The sequence below is a fragment of the Rufibacter radiotolerans genome (assembly GCF_001078055.1).
Classification (GTDB): Bacteria; Bacteroidota; Bacteroidia; order Cytophagales; family Hymenobacteraceae; genus Nibribacter; species Nibribacter radiotolerans.
Genome location: NZ_CP010777.1, coordinates 4,523,412 through 4,540,276 on the forward strand (window position 1 = coordinate 4,523,412; position 16,865 = coordinate 4,540,276).

At 55.1% G+C, this 16,865-nt stretch carries 9 protein-coding genes; 6 read left to right on the top strand and 3 right to left on the bottom strand.

Features of this window, described 5'->3' with window-relative positions:
• Positions 1–40: 40 nt before the first annotated feature.
• The 6 genes from TH63_RS18430 (at position 41) to TH63_RS18455 (ending at position 7,775) form a co-directional block, all read left to right on the top strand.
• Complete coding sequence (locus TH63_RS18430) at positions 41–925, top strand: DUF58 domain-containing protein (protein WP_048922247.1); 885 nt, start codon at positions 41–43, stop codon at positions 923–925.
• Positions 926–1,061: 136 nt separating this feature from the next.
• Positions 1,062–1,511, top strand: coding sequence for an RNA methyltransferase (locus TH63_RS18435; protein ID WP_048922248.1), 450 nt, complete (start codon positions 1,062–1,064; stop codon positions 1,509–1,511).
• A gap of 145 nt (positions 1,512–1,656) precedes the next feature.
• Complete coding sequence (locus TH63_RS18440; protein WP_048922249.1) at positions 1,657–3,210, top strand: BatA domain-containing protein; 1,554 nt, start codon at positions 1,657–1,659, stop codon at positions 3,208–3,210.
• Positions 3,207–3,761: a hypothetical protein gene (locus TH63_RS18445; RefSeq protein ID WP_048922250.1), complete on the top strand. Its 555-nt coding sequence runs from the start codon at positions 3,207–3,209 to the stop codon at positions 3,759–3,761. The genes TH63_RS18440 and TH63_RS18445 overlap by 4 nt, the downstream gene beginning before the upstream one ends.
• A gap of 10 nt (positions 3,762–3,771) precedes the next feature.
• Positions 3,772–5,991, top strand: coding sequence for a DUF4175 family protein (locus TH63_RS18450; RefSeq protein ID WP_048922251.1), 2,220 nt, complete (start codon positions 3,772–3,774; stop codon positions 5,989–5,991).
• A 2-nt stretch (positions 5,992–5,993) separates the two neighbouring features.
• A complete protein-coding gene (locus TH63_RS18455) occupies positions 5,994–7,775 on the top strand; it encodes a hypothetical protein (RefSeq protein WP_048922252.1) in 1,782 nt (593 codons plus the stop codon).
• A gap of 10 nt (positions 7,776–7,785) precedes the next feature.
• Here the strand turns inward: TH63_RS18455 and TH63_RS18460 are convergent, their stop codons facing one another.
• The 3 genes from TH63_RS18460 to TH63_RS18470 form a co-directional block, all read right to left on the bottom strand.
• Positions 7,786–9,798, bottom strand: coding sequence for an OmpA family protein (locus tag TH63_RS18460; RefSeq protein WP_048922253.1), 2,013 nt, complete (start codon positions 9,796–9,798; stop codon positions 7,786–7,788).
• A 94-nt stretch (positions 9,799–9,892) separates the two neighbouring features.
• A complete protein-coding gene (locus TH63_RS18465) occupies positions 9,893–10,846 on the bottom strand; it encodes a PorP/SprF family type IX secretion system membrane protein (protein WP_048922254.1) in 954 nt (317 codons plus the stop codon).
• 14 nt (positions 10,847–10,860) lie between these two features.
• Positions 10,861–16,800, bottom strand: coding sequence for a T9SS C-terminal target domain-containing protein (locus TH63_RS18470; protein ID WP_048922255.1), 5,940 nt, complete (start codon positions 16,798–16,800; stop codon positions 10,861–10,863).
• Positions 16,801–16,865 lie beyond the last annotated feature (65 nt).

Sequence of the window (16,865 nt, forward strand, 5' to 3'; positions counted from 1 at the left end):
ACGAAAAGCTCCTAACCTAATAAAGTAATTCATTTTTTCTATGCCCCATCGCCTCCTCAACCCACAAACATTTTCCGCCATTAAAGACCTGCGCTTAATTGCGAAGGCCGTGGTAGATGGGTTCCTGTTGGGGCAGAACCAGAGCATCAGGCGGGGGGCGGGCATTGAGTTCAGTCAGTACCGAAGTTACCAGCCCGGCGATGATCTGCGGCAGTTGGACTGGAAGATGTTTGCGCGGTCAGATAGGTACTACATTAGGGAGTCGGAGGTAGACAGCAGTGTGGCCGTTAGGTTTGTGTTAGATGCCAGCGGCTCTATGGCGCACCAGGACGGTACCCTTTCCAAGCTAGACTACGCTCGGTATTTGGTGGCGGCGCTGGCCTACCTGGCCACCCAGCAGGGCGATGCCGTGGGCTTGTTTGTCTTGCAGAAAGACCAGGTGCTGCAATTAGCGCCGGGGCAATCTACCCAGCACCTGCAACGCCTTTTCCACCAACTAGACCAAGTGAAACCCGGCGGGAATTTCCCAGCGGCTGACCGTTTAACTCCTGTTTTTGCCAAAAAGAGGCAAAAGGAGATAACCGTGCTGGTCACCGATATGTACGAGCAGACTTCAGAGATAACGGAAACCCTGCGCAAGATAGGCGCCCGCGAAAAAGACACGCTCCTGTTCCACCTCATGGGCCAGAACGAGCTGGAGTTTACTTACCAGGGGCAGGTGTCTTTTCAGGATCTGGAGACCGGCCAAATCCTGCAGGTGAACGCAGAAACTCAGAAGACTACCTATCTGGAGAACCTGCAGCAGTGGCTTCAAACCATTGAAGCAGATACCCGCAAACGGCAGATTCAATACGAGCGCTTCCACCTGCATGAGCCTCTGGACAAAGCCCTGCGTGCCTTTCTGTTGAACAGGGCTAAACAATAGATCTCTTCTTGTTTTGAGAACTTGAGTAGAAAGGACATTCCTGTTTCCAGCCCGTTTTCCAGAAAACACCTCCAAAACGAATCGCCACCATCTATCTTTGCCCATTCTCTCATTCACTCACTCACCCAATCACTCAATGACAACTGGCTACTTTGGGATAGGCATATTTGAACCGAAGCACGAGACCAACATGGGTACGCTCTGGCGGTCGGCGTCTTTGCTGGGGGCCAGCTTCATCTTTACCATTGGCAAGCGGTATAAAAAGCAGAGTACAGACACCAATAAAAGCTGGAAAGAGATTCCGCTGTACCATTACCAAGACCTGGAGGATTTCTACCAACATCTGCCCTACAGTTGCCAGTTAGTGGGCATTGAGCTAGATGAAAAAGCGGTGCCGGTGGAGCAGTTTGTGCACCCTGGGCGGTGCGTGTACCTGTTGGGCGCCGAAGACCACGGCCTCACCAAAGCGGCCCTTGCCAAATGTCACCACCTGGTGCAACTGCCCGGCGAAACCTCTTTGAATGTGGCCTCGGCGGGGTCTATCATTCTCTATGACCGCCATCTTAAAAGCACGCTGGCCCGGTAAGCGTCTTAGGGAGCAATTCTACCGCTCTATAGCACTATTAACCCCTGCAAAGATTGCAAAATAGAGCGGGTGCCTGTATCTTGTCTGTTCCTGGCCTGGCCCACCTTGCGTTTATGTCTTACCTTTTGCGTCTTACCCGTTAGTTTTGCTACAGTTCCTGCATCCGGTTTGGTTATGGGCGGCAGCTGGCGTGGTGGTGCCTATTGCTATCCATTTATGGAACAAGAAGCCGCCGCAAACGGTACAGGTGGGCAGCATCAGGTGGTTGCAGCCGTCGCAAAGCCAGAAACTGAGCAGCCTGCACCTTACCCAGATCTGGCTGCTGCTGTTACGGTGCCTAATGGTGGTGCTACTGGCGGTACTCCTGGCCCAACCGCAATGGACACGCCAGATCACAGCCACGCCCGACCAGCGCGCTTACCTGCACCCAACCCTGCTCCAGAAGCAGTACCTCCCGCAGATTGCCGCCACCGTAGATTCCTTGGTGCAGAAAGGATGGAAAATCCATGGGCTGCAGCCTGGTTTTCCGGTACTCGCCCTCCATCAGGAAACCTCCGTTTCCAGCCTCCAAACCGATACTTCAAACATAGACACTACCAACGCCTGGGCCCAACTACGGGTGCTGCACCGCAGCTTACCGGTCCACACCCCGGCCTGGATTTTCACCACAGATTTACTGCGGCACCACCGTGGTGCGTACCCGGCGCTGCGGCCTGGTTTTACCTGGGTGCCAGTGAGCGCCCTGCAAACCAACGTCTGGTTGCAGGAAGCCTATTACACTCCGGCCGGGCAGTTGCTGCTGCGCTTTGGGAAGAGTGATGCCAAGGAAGTCACGTTTCTGGAGAAGAAGGTTCCTCGGCCTGTGTCGGGCCAAACCATTTCGCTCGCTGATGTGCCCGCGGTGAAATTCTCCGTCCATCCCCAAACCGATTCCCTTACTTTATTGGGCGGGGCCCGAAATACCATTGCCTTGCAAAAGCAACCCCTGCAGGTGCTGGTGCGCTTTTCCCCTTCGCGGCAAGCCGATGTGCGGTATTTGCGGGCGGCCTTGGAAACGGCACTGACTTACCGGGAAGCGGCCTACCAATTGACCGTATCCTCGGAAGGACAGCCATTTCCCGGTTCTGCCCCGGACTGGGTTTTCTGGCTTTCTGAAGAACCGCTCCAACCGTTTTTGGCCCGTTTTCCTAAAAACAGGCTCAAAACGCTGCGGGACGCTTCTTCCGCGGCGCGCGTACAAAAGCTGGAAAGCTGGCTTCAGGCCTCAGGTTTGTCTGAGACAGTGCCCTTGCACCAGCGCACCAAGGCAGAGAAGAACTTGAAAGCAAAGGTGCTCTGGCAAGACGGTTTCGGGGAACCTATGCTTACCCAGGAACAGGATTCGCTGCAGACCCATTACCACTTCTACAGCCGCTTCCATCCCGCCTGGACCGCCCTGGTAGACAGCGGCCAGTTCCCGGAAGTCATGCTTCGGTTGCTGTTCCCCGAGAATAATGCGTGGAAAACGCTGTATGACACCCGCGCTTTGCCTGAACATGTAGAACGGCCCCAAGCGTTTCTGGGCACTTTTTCTGAAAACAAAGGTAAAACGGAAGAGGTGCTTGATTTGAAACTGTGGCTGATTGGCGCGCTGGCTTTGTTGCTGGCGTTGGAACGGTGGTTGGTGGGTAGGAAGGTGGATAAAGGAAATGCAGTATGAAACTAACCCGGGAAAAGCAGGAGACAATTGATTTAAATTACCAAGGAGTAACTATCAATATTTTTTCATTCCCAGACAACGGAATTGACTGTGAAAAGACAGTTTTAAAATTTATCAATTCAGCTTCTTTTCAGGTTGAATGTACAAGAGATTATATACAAAAAAAGCCAGAAGAAAATAGAGAGAAATACCTTAAGCCACCATTCAATCTAGAGGAATTGAGTTTCAGTGATTTTAAAAATTATACTAAGAAAGGCTTATGTGATTTTTTTGATGGTTATGTCAATGGAGAATGGAACACAAATGATAGAAAAGATTTCGTAATTATCTGGGAAGAGCTGAAGGCGAAAATATCTGAATTCAGTGATGACTTTTCCTTCTATTTGATTTCTCTGGATTGGTTTGATACTGAATTAAATCGTAAAAATCCTGAGTCTGCAGACAAGAGATTAAGAGAGCCTGAATTCTGGGTTTATGGATATTATTTCCTGTTTATTGGTATTTCAGATGCCCAAAAGGAATTAGCCTTTATAGTAATGTTTTACGAATAGCTTAACCTAAATGACCCATTCCTCCTCCCATACCACCCCTTCCACTGCCCTCCTGGCGCAGGTGCGGGCGCAGTACCTTCGCCGGAAGGCGGGGTTGTTTGCGTTGCAGGCGCTGGGCATGGTGTTGCCGTTGGGGATGTGGGCGTACAAAGGTTGGCAAGGGGCGGGTGGAATCATGGCGGCGGTGATGTTAATAGTGCTTTTGGTGGGCTTACAGGCCTGGCGCTGGCGGGAACGACAGCAGAAGACAAACCTGGCCAAAGTAGCCCGGCACCTGAACCGGAAATACCCGCAACTGGAAGAGAGCACCGAGCTATTGCTGCAACCCGAGGAAAAATTGCCGTTGCTGGCCCAGTTGCAACGGCAACGGGTGGCAGCCCAACTGGCGCACATCTCCCCGCAGGAGGCCTCGCCGGTGAAATGGAAACGAGGCTGGCTGGTTTTGCTGGCCGGCGCCACGTTGGCTGCCGTGCTGTGGTTTCTTCCGTCCTTCGCCAATAAGCCTGAGGCAGCCGTAGATAAGGTTCCCGGCGCTTCTATCCATCTAAATGCTCCCGTGGAGCAGCCCAAGGCCATTCTGCCCGCCATTGAACAGATGAACATCCGCATTTCGCCGCCGGCCTACACCCGCAAGGCGCCGTATGCGGTCACCACGCCCTCGTTCAAGGCAGAGGTGGGCGCAACCGTGACCTGGACTGTGCAGACTAACCAAGCCATTACTTCTCCTAAACTGGCATTAGGCAACCAGAAGCCCCTTTTGTTGCGCCCGGTGGCCAATCAAAACAACACCTACACGGCCTCTCTCACGCTTACCCAAGCCACACTGTACCATTTGCAACTGAACGGGCAGGCCTCAGATTTCTATTCCATAGAAGTGACCCCAGATGAAGCGCCCAGCATCACCGTAAAGAAGCCGGCGCAGTACCAGGAGATTCTGTTCGGCCAGCCGCAGCGCGTGACGGTGCAGGCCACCCTGCAGGATGATTACGGCCTCCGCTCCGCTGAAATGGTAGCCACCGTGGCCCAGGGCGAAGGCGAGGCCGTCAAGTTCAGGGAGCAGCGCATTCCGGTGAGCCTCTCCTTTGCAGGTCAGCCCCGGCAACTGCAACTCACCCAAACCCTGGACCTGAAGAAGTTGGGCATGACCTACGGCGATGAGCTTTATTTCTACCTGCAAGCCTATGACAACCACCGCGGCTACACGCGCACCGAGGCCTTTCTGGTAGAGATTGAAGACACCACCATGGTAGAATCTATGGATGACCTGTCTCTGGGCGTGAACCCTAACCCCGAGTATTTTCGGAGCCAGCGCCAGATCATCATTGACACCGAAAAACTGATTCAGGAACAGAAAGGCCTTACCCAGGCGGTCTTCGCGGAGCGCTCTAACAACATTGGTGTAGACCAGAAACTGCTCCGGCTGCGCTACGGCAAGTTTCTGGGCGAGGAGTTTGAGTCTACCATAGGCAAGGGGGCGCTGCCCGAAGGCTTAGGAGAAGGCCATACAATAGATGACGGCCACGACCACACCCCACCCAAGGGCGCCTCTGAGCATGAAGCCAAAATGGGCGAACTGCTGGACCCATACCTGCACAAGCATGACCAGGAAGAAGCCGCCACCTTTTTTGAGCCCGCCATCAAAGCCCAGCTTAAAGGCGCTCTGGCCCAGATGTGGGAAGCCGAACTAAGGTTACGCACCAACCGACCCAAAGAGGCACTGCCGTTTGAATACAAGGCCCTGCGCATGCTCAAAGACGTGCAGCAGAAGTATAGGGTATATGTGAAGAAAAGCGGTTTTGAGCCGCCGCCCCTCAAAGAACCAGAAAAGCGCCTGACCGGCGATGTAAGCAAAGTGCAGGCCGTGCAGCAACGCCGCGAAGAAAAGCCTACGGCCTCTTACCCGGTGGTACGCCAGGCGCTGCAACGCGTAGAGAACCTGAAAAATGGCGGAAAACCCAGACCAGGAGATGCTGCGCTCCTGCAACAGGCCGGCCAGGAGCTGGGCAAAGCCGCGGTGCGGGAACCGGGTCTGTATCTGCGCGCGCTCCAGGATGTACGCCAAGTGGTGCAGGACCTTCGGGCCCAGCGAGCCGCCTGCGCAGAATGCCTGCTGCGCTTAGAAAAAGCACTTTACCGTTTCCTGCCCGTTTCTGCCAAAACACCTTCAAAACGGGTGGCCCCTGCTATTGAGAAAGACCTGGCCCAGAATTACTTTAACCGCCTGAACTAACCGTGACCCTTCCGCTGCCGCTTGTCCTTTTATTTGCTGTCCTGCTGGGCCTCTGGCTCACCTGGCTGGCCGTTCGCCGGTCAGACAAGCGACGACTGGTGTGGCGACTGCTGGCCAGTTGGTTGGCGGTGGTTTCTTTGGCCCTTTTGCTTGCGCCACCGGTCATCAACAGAACCTACAGCGCCTCCCAAGCCATTCTCCTCACCCCCGGCTATCACCCAGATTCCCTTCGTTCGCTCCTAACTCAGCTCCGGCCTATGCCACAGGTATACCACTTTGACAGCGCGGCTTCAGAAGGCGTGGCGGTAACCGATTTCACTGCTTTCCGAGAGCAATACCCGGCGGTGCAGACGCTGCATGTGCTGGGCAACGGGCTGGAAGAAGAAGAACTGACCCGTTTGAAAGCCATTCGGTTGGTGCCCCACCTGTCTAAGTTGCCGGCAGGCGTATTGTCTGCTTCCTGGCCCCAAAGAATCACGCTGGGCGAAGAAGTACAGGTGCAAGGTAAATTCACCGCGCCGGGCAACGCTACCACGCTCTACCTGCAGGCCGCGGGCGGGCGCCGTGATTCCGTAGAGATAAAGAAAGGGATAAAGCAAAACTTTGCCCTTCGGTTCATACCTAAAACCAGCGGTCAGTTTGTGTTTGCCTTGCAATGGAAGGGAGAAGAGGACTCGGTGCACCAGGAAGCCATTCCAATCATGGTGCAGGAGCCCAGGTTGCTGAACGTGCTGCTGCTTTCTTCGGCGCCGTCTTTTGAGGTGAAGTTCCTGAAGAATGCCTTGGCGCAGCAAGGGCACGGGGTGGCGGTCAGGAGTCAGGTCAGCAAAGGCATTTACCAGACTGAGTTGGTGAACCTGTCGGGGCTTAACCTTAACCGGCTTTCAGAGCCGCTGCTGCAGAAATTTGATGTGGTGTTGTTAGATGGTGCCACGTTGCAAGGCTTGTCGGGTCAGGAGAAACAGGTGCTCCAGAAAGCCGTGCGGCAACAGGGCCTGGGGATTATGACCTCTTTTTCTGAAAACAGCCCCAAACGGGTTCCTTTCTTCGCGGAGGGCGTTTTGAGGCAGATTTCCCAAAAACAGGCCCGAAACGCACCGGTGCAGTGGACGGGCCAGACCAAAGGACCAGTGTTAGCGGTTTCTGGAAAAGTGCTTCAGCCGCAGGAGGGGCAGCAGGCATTGGCCTGGGAGAAGAATCCGCAGCAGGCACTGGTGGTGCATTACCGCAAAGGGTTGGGGCAAGTAGGTGTGAGCCTGGTGTCAGAGACTTTCCCGCTGGCGCTGGAAGGCAAAGAGAACCTCTACCAACATTTCTGGGCAAACGTGCTAACCACTCTGGCAAAGCCTATACAGGAAAACAGCATAACCCAGGAGCCGGCCATGGCGCGGGTACATCAGCCGCTGCTGGTAGAAGCCAGCGCCGGAAATGTCATGGGTAAAAAAGCGATGTCTGCAGCCTCAGGGAAAACCCTGGATCTGGTGTCTGCACAAGGAAGCCTCTTGCCAGGCCGACAGGTCTTCACTATCTGGCCCCAAGAGAAAGGCTGGCATTCCCTTGCTTTGAAAGAAGGGAATGCCAGCCTGTATGTATACCCGCAAACTTCCCGGCAGACGCAGCAACTGCAAAATCGGCAAAAGGCCACGCTGGCCGCCACCGCGCAAACATTAGGAAAGCCACATGCCATGAAAGATGTTACCCGTCCGGAAGCGTTTCCGCTGTGGCCTTTTGGGCTAGGCCTTTTGCTGGCACTGGGCTTCTTGTGGCTGGAAGAGAAAATCTAGGGCCTAAAGATTACTCCTTTCCCCCGGCCAGGGAAGGTTTAATTAGTCTGAACTCGGTGCGGCGGTTAAGCTGGTGCTGTTGTTCTGAGCAGGAAACGCCGTCATGGCATTTGTTCAGCAGCTTGGTTTCCCCGTAGCCTCTGGCTACCACTCGTTTAGCGTCTATTCCTTTAGAGAGAATGTACAGCACCGCGGTAGACGCCCTTAGTTGTGACAGCATTTGGTTGTAGCGGTGCGTTTGGCGGCTATCTGTGTGGGAACTCAGCTCTATGCGCACCTCTGGGTTTTCCCGCAGCATGTCTACAATCTGGTTCAGCTCTTCTTTCGCCTCGGGGCGAAGGGTGTGCTTGTCAAGGTCATAGTAGATGTTGTCCAGCACAATGGCCTGGTCATAGGTGTTGCGGTCCAGTACCATTTCAATGTGCACCGTGTCTGTGAGCCTGCGGCAATCTGGGGCTATCTGCACGGTCTTGGTCAGGTATCCTTTCTTGCTGCCTCTAATAGTATAGCTCTGGCTGCCTTTGGCCATGAAGACAAACCTGCCTGCTGCGTCAGATAACAACCGGAGGGGCGCGCCGTTGGGGTCACCGTTAATGGAGACCTGTAAGTCTACGCCCTCCAGAGGCATTTTGCGGGTACGCCCTCCGGGGTTTGGCATCCGGACAAAGGTGCCGCCCGCCACTTTGCAGGGCACGGTAGAAGGCCCTATGCGGTAAATATCATCTGAGGTGCCATCGCCGCCGCGGTTAGAAGACAGAAAGCCCGTTTTGCCGTCTTTTTGGTAAATCAGGCCAAAATCATCGCGCGGCGAGTTGAACGGATAGTACAGATTCTCCACGCCTTCCCAGACATCGCCGTTGCCTCTGGCTGAGAAAATATCCAGGCCGCCCATGCCCAGGTGCCCGTCTGAGGAGAAATACAGCACGCCGTTGGACTGCACCAGCGGGAAGACCTCCTTACCGGGCGTGTTGATCATGGGGCCGGCGTTCACAGGTTCAGACCACGCGTTTTGGCCCTGGCGCAGGCAGTAGTAAATATCTGTCTGGCCGTACCCGCCGGGCATGTCTGAGGCGAAGTACAAGATCTGTCCGTCTGGTGAAAGGGCCGGGTGCCCTACTGAGTAAGACTCGCCTTTGCTGTACGGGAAAAGCTTCACGTCTTTCCACTTGTCTTTCACCAGGGTGGCACTGTAAATCTCCAGGCGGTCCACAAAATCATCGCTCTTGGAATACCGCTGCCAGCTGCCTTCGGTGGTCAGTTCCTGGGGCAGTACCCGTTTCTTTACCCGTTTGGTGCGCGTAAAGAAAATCTCATCAAAGTCTGGCGAGAAGGAGGCGGTAGCGTTATGGAACTTGGTGTTAATGCTTTTTTCCAGCGGTTCAATCTTAGACCAGGTGCTGTCTGTCAGGCGCTCTGCCTGGTAAAGGTGCAGGAAAGGGGCGCCGGTCCAGCCGTATACTTTCTGGTCTTTAGAGCTTTTGCCTTTCCCGCGGTCAGATGAAAAGACCAGGTTGTTCTTAAAGAAGACCGGGCTGAAATCAGAGAAAGAGGAGCTGAGGGCACTGTCCAGAAGCACGTCTACAGACAAAGGATTATTCATCCAGCTCATGGCCATATCACAGGCCTTTATGAGTTTTTGCGCCTCTTCCCGGTGGCTTGGGTCCCGTTGGGCAAACTGTTGGTAGGCTCTTTTAGCTTCCTGGTATTTGCCGTTCTGGCGGCAGGCATTGGCGTAGTTAAAAAGGTTGGCCGTAGACAAGTTTGGGAAAATCATGGTCTGTTTGTACCAGAATTCCGCCGCCCCGGGTTGGTTGATGAGCCGGTAACAATCTGCAATGCGTTCTACAATGTGGCGGTCAGGCTGCCCTTGCTCCAGGAGCTTTTCATACTCTCCCAGCGCCAGCGCATAGTCATAGTCACTGAAGTGTTTATCTGCTTTGGTCTGTTTTGCCTGCCCCTGTGCCAGGCACGGGTGTACGCAAAAGGGAAGGCAAAGCAGGAGTAAGAGGTAAAAAATTTTCACAGTTGCAGTTCTTGTACCTTTGGGTTGGTAAATAAATTCTGTTTTGAGGCCTTTTCCAAGAAACAGCTAAGATTGCACTTTTAATTTATCCTGCCTAAAAGTAACGCGGTGTTAACATGCGGCCATATTTCTTTTTAGTGAAATTGTAGCCAAGCGAGAGTTCATGGCTGGAGTATTGGCGCAGTTGGTTCAAAGAGAAATCATAGGAGTAGCCCACCCGCATGAGCGGATTGGGGTGTAGCTCCAAGAGCACTGCCAGTGCATTGCCCAGGCGGGTGGCATTGCTGTTTGCCGTGTTATTGAAGATGTTGAGCGTGGTCCGGAAAGAGGTGCCCAGCCAGATCTGCTCATTATAAAGCAGAAAGGCGTTCAGGTCTAAGGCGGCCGGGCCGTTGAAATCTTCCTTCAATAAAAGGCTGGGCCTGAACTTGGTCTTGTGCGCCACATCAAATACCCCACCCGAAGTCAGGAATACGTGGGGCTCCGGGTCTGTAGGTAACCCTTCCTTAAAGAAAACAATGTTCCCCACGGATAGGCCCGAGTAGAATTTGTTGCTATACAGGAAAGCCCCAAACTTGGCGTTTGGTTTGATCGCCCGTTCCACTCCCATAGGGATAGCCATGTCATCGCGCTCGTCTGGGTTAAGCTTGGTACCGTCTAATGTCTGCTGGGTAACGCCCAGGGCAATGCCCAGCGCCAGCCGCGTGGTAGGGTCCAGCGAGATCCTCACCGCAGAGTTCAAAGACATCTCAGTGAAGCGCTGGGCGCCCAGCCGGTCATTGGTGATGATGACGCCACCCCCCAGTTTCTTGTTCAGGTTACCGTCCAGGCTCAGGGTCTGGCTGAGCGGCGCCCCGTCAAAACCGGTCCATTGGCTGCGGTGAGAGGCGCTTACGCTGGTGAAATCACGGCTGCCGGCGTAGGCTGGGTTAAGCAGCAGGCCGTTGAACATATACTGCGTGAACTGCGGGTCTTGCTGGGCAAAACTCACCAGAGGCACCCAAAGGCAGGAAGCCAGCACCAGGGCAGATACGATTGCTTTTTTCATTCTCCTCATCATCTCTAGCGCATCAGGGTTACATAGCCTTTGTGAACAACTTCTTGGTTATCGCAGAGGCGCACTTTCAAGACATAAAAATAAGTGCCTTCGGCTAAGCCGCCGCCATCCCAGTTGTTGCGGTACTTTTTCATGCGGTATACTTCACTACCCCAGCGGTTAAGAATCACCAGTTCATTCTCCGGGAATTCCAACAGGTTTCTAACCACCCAAAGGTCATTCTTTCCGTCATTGTTGGGCGAAAAGACATTGGGCAGGTTTAGCTCAGGAGCTAGGTACTTGGGGTTGATATCCTGCGTGGCCGAGCTTACCGAGCACGTGGCATTATTGGCGGTCACGGAGATTTTGGCGGAAGTCAGGCTGGCGTTGGCAGGCCCGGTTACCGTCACTTTATTGGTGCCCTGGCCCGAGGCGATGGCCCAACCCGTCTCATTGGTGAGAATGCTCCACGTGAAGGTAACGCCAGGGTTGGCCGGTACAGAGAACTGGTTACCCAAACAGGCCGAGCTCTCATCTGTGATAAAGAGGCTGGTAGTCAAGGGCGGTGAAACCGTTACCATGAGGTAAGAAGCCTCACTGGTGCTGCACCCGTTCAGGGTTTTCACGCTGACCGTGCCGGTGCCTTCAGGAGCCGTTACGGTAATGCTGGTAGTACCCTGACCCCGAATAAGCTTCCAGCCGGCAGGCAGGCTCCACTCATAAGAAGAGGCTCCGGTCACCGCGGCAACGCTGTACACCAGTTCATTGTTGGAGGCACACAGAGCGGTAGGGCCGGTAATAACGCCAGGTCTAGCCACCTCACCGGTACTGGCAGAAACCGCCAGGGTTTTCGCTGAACTGATGCCGCAGCTGTTCTGGGCCTTCACGGTAATCTGCCCCCCGGATGTGCTTGGGATAACAGTAATAGTGCTGGAATTCTGCCCGTTTACTAAAGTCCAGCCGGCAGGTACGGTCCATAGATATTGGTCTGTGGCAGAGGCGCCGCTGAGGCTATAGGTCACCGTGCCCGCATTCGCGCAGACAAAAGGAGTTCCTGTGATCTCTCCGCTAAGAACCGGCACTCCGGTACTTGGAACCATGGCCACGGTCTGGGCCTGGCTCTGCCCGCAGGCATTCTTCGCCACCACGCTTACTTGCCCGGCGGTGTTGCCGGCAGTTAAGGTAAGGGTGGTGGTGCCCTGGCCTCTTTCCAGTTTCCAGTCTGCCGGGTAGCTCCATTCATAAGAAGTAGCGCCATTCACCTCGGCAATGCTGAACACCAGGCCTTTCTCTCCGGAGCATGGGGTCAAAGAAGAACTATTTACCTGTATAGGGCTAGGTTTGCCTAAGGCGTTGGTAAGCACCCCAACGTCTAATTTACTGGCGGCAGAAGTAAGGTCACATCCGTTTTTCCCTACCACACTAATTGTTCCATTAGTGGTTCCGGCCAGGGCCGTGATCACGTTGGTGCCTTGTCCTGTTTCCAGCACCCAGCCTTGCGGCAAGGTCCAGGTATAGGTGGTTACCCCGGCCACCTCTGCTACCTGGTAGGTGACCCTGGTGGTTGTACAGGCAGCCGTCTGGCCCGTAATGGCCCCCAATACCGGCGGTACATTCGGAGATACACTTACCTGTTGCGTGGAAGCGGTACTGGTGCTGCAGACGTTTCTGGCGACTACACTCACCTGGCCGGCATTGGCTCCGGCGGCTACCGTAATGGAAGTGCCGCCTTGACCGGAGGTAATGAACCAACCGGCAGGTACTTTCCACTCATAGGTTAAGGCCCCCGTTACCGGAAGGATGGAATAGGTGATCTGGTTTTGTTTTTCGCATACGCCGATGGTTCCTGAAATGGCGCCTGGGGCTGCCAGGTTTTCCGGGGCCACGTTCACGGCTAAGATTCTTTTGTCTCCGGCGCCACAGCTGTACTGGGTGCTAACCGAAATCTCGCCAGAGCCAGTCCCGGTTTTTACCTGTAACTCATGGGTGCCCTGCCCGGAAAGGATAGTCCAGCCCGCTGGTACCTGCCATTGATAGTTGGTGGCACCGGTGGTAGCTACTACGGAATACGTCTGCACGGCAGAAGCGCAAAGGGCATTTACTCCCTGGATAGGATCAGTGGCCGGAACCAGGGAAGCAGGCGCCACCGTCAATACTTTGGCCGGGCTGGTGCCACAGCTGTTGGTGGCCTGCACCGAAACATTGCCTGCGGCATTGCCTGCTTTCACAATAACCGTACCCGTGCCCTGACCCGACACGAATTCCCAGCCGGTAGGCAAGGCCCAAGTGTAGGTAACTCCCGCTACCGGGTTCTTGATGCTATAGGTTTGCTGCGTACCGCCGCCGCAAGGCATGGTTTCGCCCAGAATCTCTGCTGGCGTAACCGCCGCTACCTGTGGCGTAACGCTTAGCTGTACCAGCGCACTGGCTCCGCAGGCATTGGCCGCCGCCACCGTGATGGCCCCGGCGCCGGAACCTGCTTTTACCTGAATGTTTTGGGTGCCCTGACCGCCGGTGATTTCCCAGCCAGCAGGAACTGTCCACGTATATTGCGTGGCCCCGGTTACCGCATCTACAGAATAAGAAAGAGGCGTACTTGTTACGCAAGGCGCGGTCTCTCCTTTGATGGCCGTTGGCGTGGCAGATAATGGTTGGGAAAGGGTGATGTTTGTGGAGTCAGCGGTAGTGTTGCAGTAATTAAAAGCGGTTACTTTAAGCATGCCGCCCGTGGTACCTGTCTGCACGCTAAGGGTGCGGGTACCCTGCCCCGAGAGAATAGTCCAGCCGGAAGGCACGGTCCAGGTGTATCCTTTGGCTCCCTCGGCTTCTGGCACAGAGAACGTTCGGGCGGCCGTAGACACGCAGAGGGCTTTCTCCCCTGCAATAGGACCTACCTTGGCCGGAGCCGATTCAGACATGTTTACCTGTAACGCTGATGCCGCACTGGTACCGCAGACATTGGAGGCGGTTACCTCTACATTAGCGGTTCGGTCACCTATTCTCACTACCAGAGTGCTGGTTCCCTGCCCGCGCACAATGGTCCAGGTGGCAGGAACGGTCCAGGTGTAATTGGTGGCGCCCGTAACTTCAGCCACGGAATAAGTTGCCTCGCCTGCATTGGCACACACATCGGCGGGGCCGGTGATCTTGCCAGGCATGGCCGGAGTGGCCGAAGAAACTTCCACTGCCAGCGTGCGCGAGGTGCTTTGACCACAGCCGTTGCCGGCTTTTACCTGCACCGTGCCGCCAGCGGTACCGGCCCGTACTTTAATTTCACTGGTTCCTTGTCCGCTAAGGATCACCCAACCGGCAGGAACGGTCCAGGTAAGGGAAGAAGCCGTGGCGGGGGCGGTAATGCTATAGGTGAGTTGGGTGGCACTGGCGCAGACAGCGGTTTCGCCCTGAATAGACGCCGTTAACGAAGGAGACCCGGTAGTAGGAGTTACCGCCAGGCTGGTAGCAGCGCTCTGGCCGCAGCCATTACCGGCAATGACCTGTACCTGACCCGCGTTGCTTCCTACTTTCACTACCACAATGGCGGTGCCTTGCCCAGACAGAATGCTCCAGCCGGTGGGCACGGTCCAGTTGTAGGTATAGCCGGGTAAAGGGTTGCTGGCGGTATAGGTTTGCTGGCCGTTAATACAAGGAATGGTTTCCCCTGAAATAGCAGCCGGGGCGGCAGGCGCAGTGGTAGCAGGAGTCACCTGAAGCAAGGCGGCAGGACTGCTTCCGCAGCCATTGGTAGCCGTTACCGAAAGGTTACCGGCCGCAGTACCGGCTTTCACCAGAATAGCTTCCGTGCCTTGGCCTGACACAATGGTCCACCCGGCAGGAGCCGTCCAGGTATAGCCGGTGGCGCCTGAAACCGGCACTACCGAGTAGCGCACATTTTCCTGGTCTACGCAGGGAGCCTGAATGCCGGAAATGATGCTCGGCTTGGCCGGAATCTGGGTACTGACAGAGACGTTCAACTCAGAAGCGGCGCCGGTGCCGCAGGCGTTAGAGGCAATCAACTGTACCTTTCCGCTGGTGCCGGCCTTGACCGTGATTCTGCGCGTTCCCTGCCCCGACACGATTTGCCAGTCAGAAGGCACCCTCCAGGTAAAAGTAGAGGCATTGGTCACGTCTTCTACAGAATAGGTCTGGTCTGGAGTAGTGGCACAGAGTAAAGCGTTACCTACAATAGGGCCTACTGTTGGTACCTCTGAAAAAATAGAGACGGGGTAAGAAATAGTGGAACTGGTGCCGCAGTTGTTCTGGGCCTTCACAGTAAACTGACCGCCCACGGTGCCGGCTTGTACTGCCAGGTTAGCAGTGCCCTGGCCGCTTACAATGGTCCAGCCGGCTGGTACGGTCCAGGCGTAGCTAGTGGCATTGGTAACCGCCGCTACCTGGTAGGTAAGGCCTGGGGCATTGGCGCAGACCTGGCCCGGGCCGGTGATTTGGGTAGGCGCCTGCGGGGCCGGAGGCGCTATGGTTACCTGTACTTCGCTGCTGGCGCTTTTGCTGCAACCATTGGTGGCAGTTACTTTCACTTTTCCGCCGGTGGCGCCGGTATTCACGGTGACGGAGGGCGTACCCTGTCCGGAGACAATGGCCCAACCTGCCGGTAACTCCCAGGCATAGGAAACGGCGCCTTCTACGGGGTTAATGGAATAGGTGATGTTTTCCTGGCTCGCACAGATTTCCTTAGGCCCGGTAATGCTGGAAGGCATGGGTGGGGGCGAAGAAACGGTGGTGACGGTAAAAGTGGTTTCAGGGCCATCGCCGCAGGCATTCACGGGCCGCACGGTAATGGTGCCGGTGGCCTCTGCTTCACCAGTGGTTACGGTAATGGTATTGGTGTCTGAACCTGAAGTGATTGCCCAGCCTTGCGGAAGCGTCCAGGAATATTTGCGGGCCCCGGAGACCGAAGGTACCTGATAAACGTTACCCGGAGTGTTAATACACAAGGTGGTGGGGCCACTTATGTCATTAGACTTTGAGGGGGTGGCGCAGATAGATAACTCAGAGGTGTTGTTTTTGATGTTGGGGTCTGTGCCGTCACCGGTTACGGTAGCCACGGTGGTAGAGAACTCCGTTTTGACAATGGTAGCCTTTACTACCATGGTGGCGGAACCGTTCTTGGCGAACCTGTCCAGGATCCACTCCCTTCTTATGGGGTCAAACGCAGTTCCTTCAGTGGTAGTGGAGCTAAGGTATTGGATTCCGGATGGCATCTCAAAGTTGACCACCACGTTGGTGTCTCTGTCGGGGCCGTTATTGGTGAGGGTGATGGTATAGGTTACTTCCAGGCCTACTCGGTAGGGGCCGCTGCTCACCACATGCTTTATCTCCAGGTCGGCTATGTTTTCTGAGCCAAGCGGGGTGACGGTGGTATTGGAGACGGTGACGCTGCCGGTCTGGCTGAACAGTTTGCCTTCCACGGTAGTGCCGCTGGCGGCCTCAATGGAGTTTTGGGAAACGACAGAACCTTTGAACGCGCTCTTAGCGCCCAGGGCGGTTTTTCCTTTTACCAGCCAGAACACATTCTTGGCCCGTACGCCCTGACGTAACTCAATGGCCACCGCCGGGTCTATGGTAAGGTCTCCCTCCACCTGGAACACAAACGCCCCGTAAGGCTGCTTGCCGCCCAGCAACTCCAGAGACTGCTGTAAATGAAGGTTGCCGTTTATCCGGTACACGCCCGGTAACAGCTTTCCGCCGGATAGGCTGGCCCCCGGTAGGGTGCCCATAGGCTGCAGGCGCTGCAGTTCTGCATACAGGCTGCGTACCTCTGTCAAGGCCTTGGCCTGGTGCGCCGAAGTGGTAGGCACACCCTGGCCGGTTTTGCTGTTGCCGTTGGCGGTAATGCCTTTGGCACCCACCACAGAAAGTTGGTGCAAGGCCTTATATGCCCCTACCTGTGCATACCCCCCAAAACCTAACAGAAAGAAAAGAAAGAAAAACAGTAACCGTATTTTCATACACACTCCTCCATTATAAACCTGCTTTATGGAGTCTAAATCCAATAAGCTTAGTTATATTAAAT

Coding starts and splice junctions, on each gene's coding strand:
- TH63_RS18430 (WP_048922247.1), top strand. CDS start 41: ATGCCCCATCGCCTCCTCAACCCACAAACATTTTCCGCCATTAAAGAC.
- TH63_RS18435 (WP_048922248.1), top strand. CDS start 1,062: ATGACAACTGGCTACTTTGGGATAGGCATATTTGAACCGAAGCACGAG.
- TH63_RS18445 (WP_048922250.1), top strand. CDS start 3,207: ATGAAACTAACCCGGGAAAAGCAGGAGACAATTGATTTAAATTACCAA.
- TH63_RS18450 (WP_048922251.1), top strand. CDS start 3,772: ATGACCCATTCCTCCTCCCATACCACCCCTTCCACTGCCCTCCTGGCG.
- TH63_RS18465 (WP_048922254.1), bottom strand. CDS start 10,846: ATGAAAAAAGCAATCGTATCTGCCCTGGTGCTGGCTTCCTGCCTTTGG.
- TH63_RS18470 (WP_048922255.1), bottom strand. CDS start 16,800: ATGAAAATACGGTTACTGTTTTTCTTTCTTTTCTTTCTGTTAGGTTTT.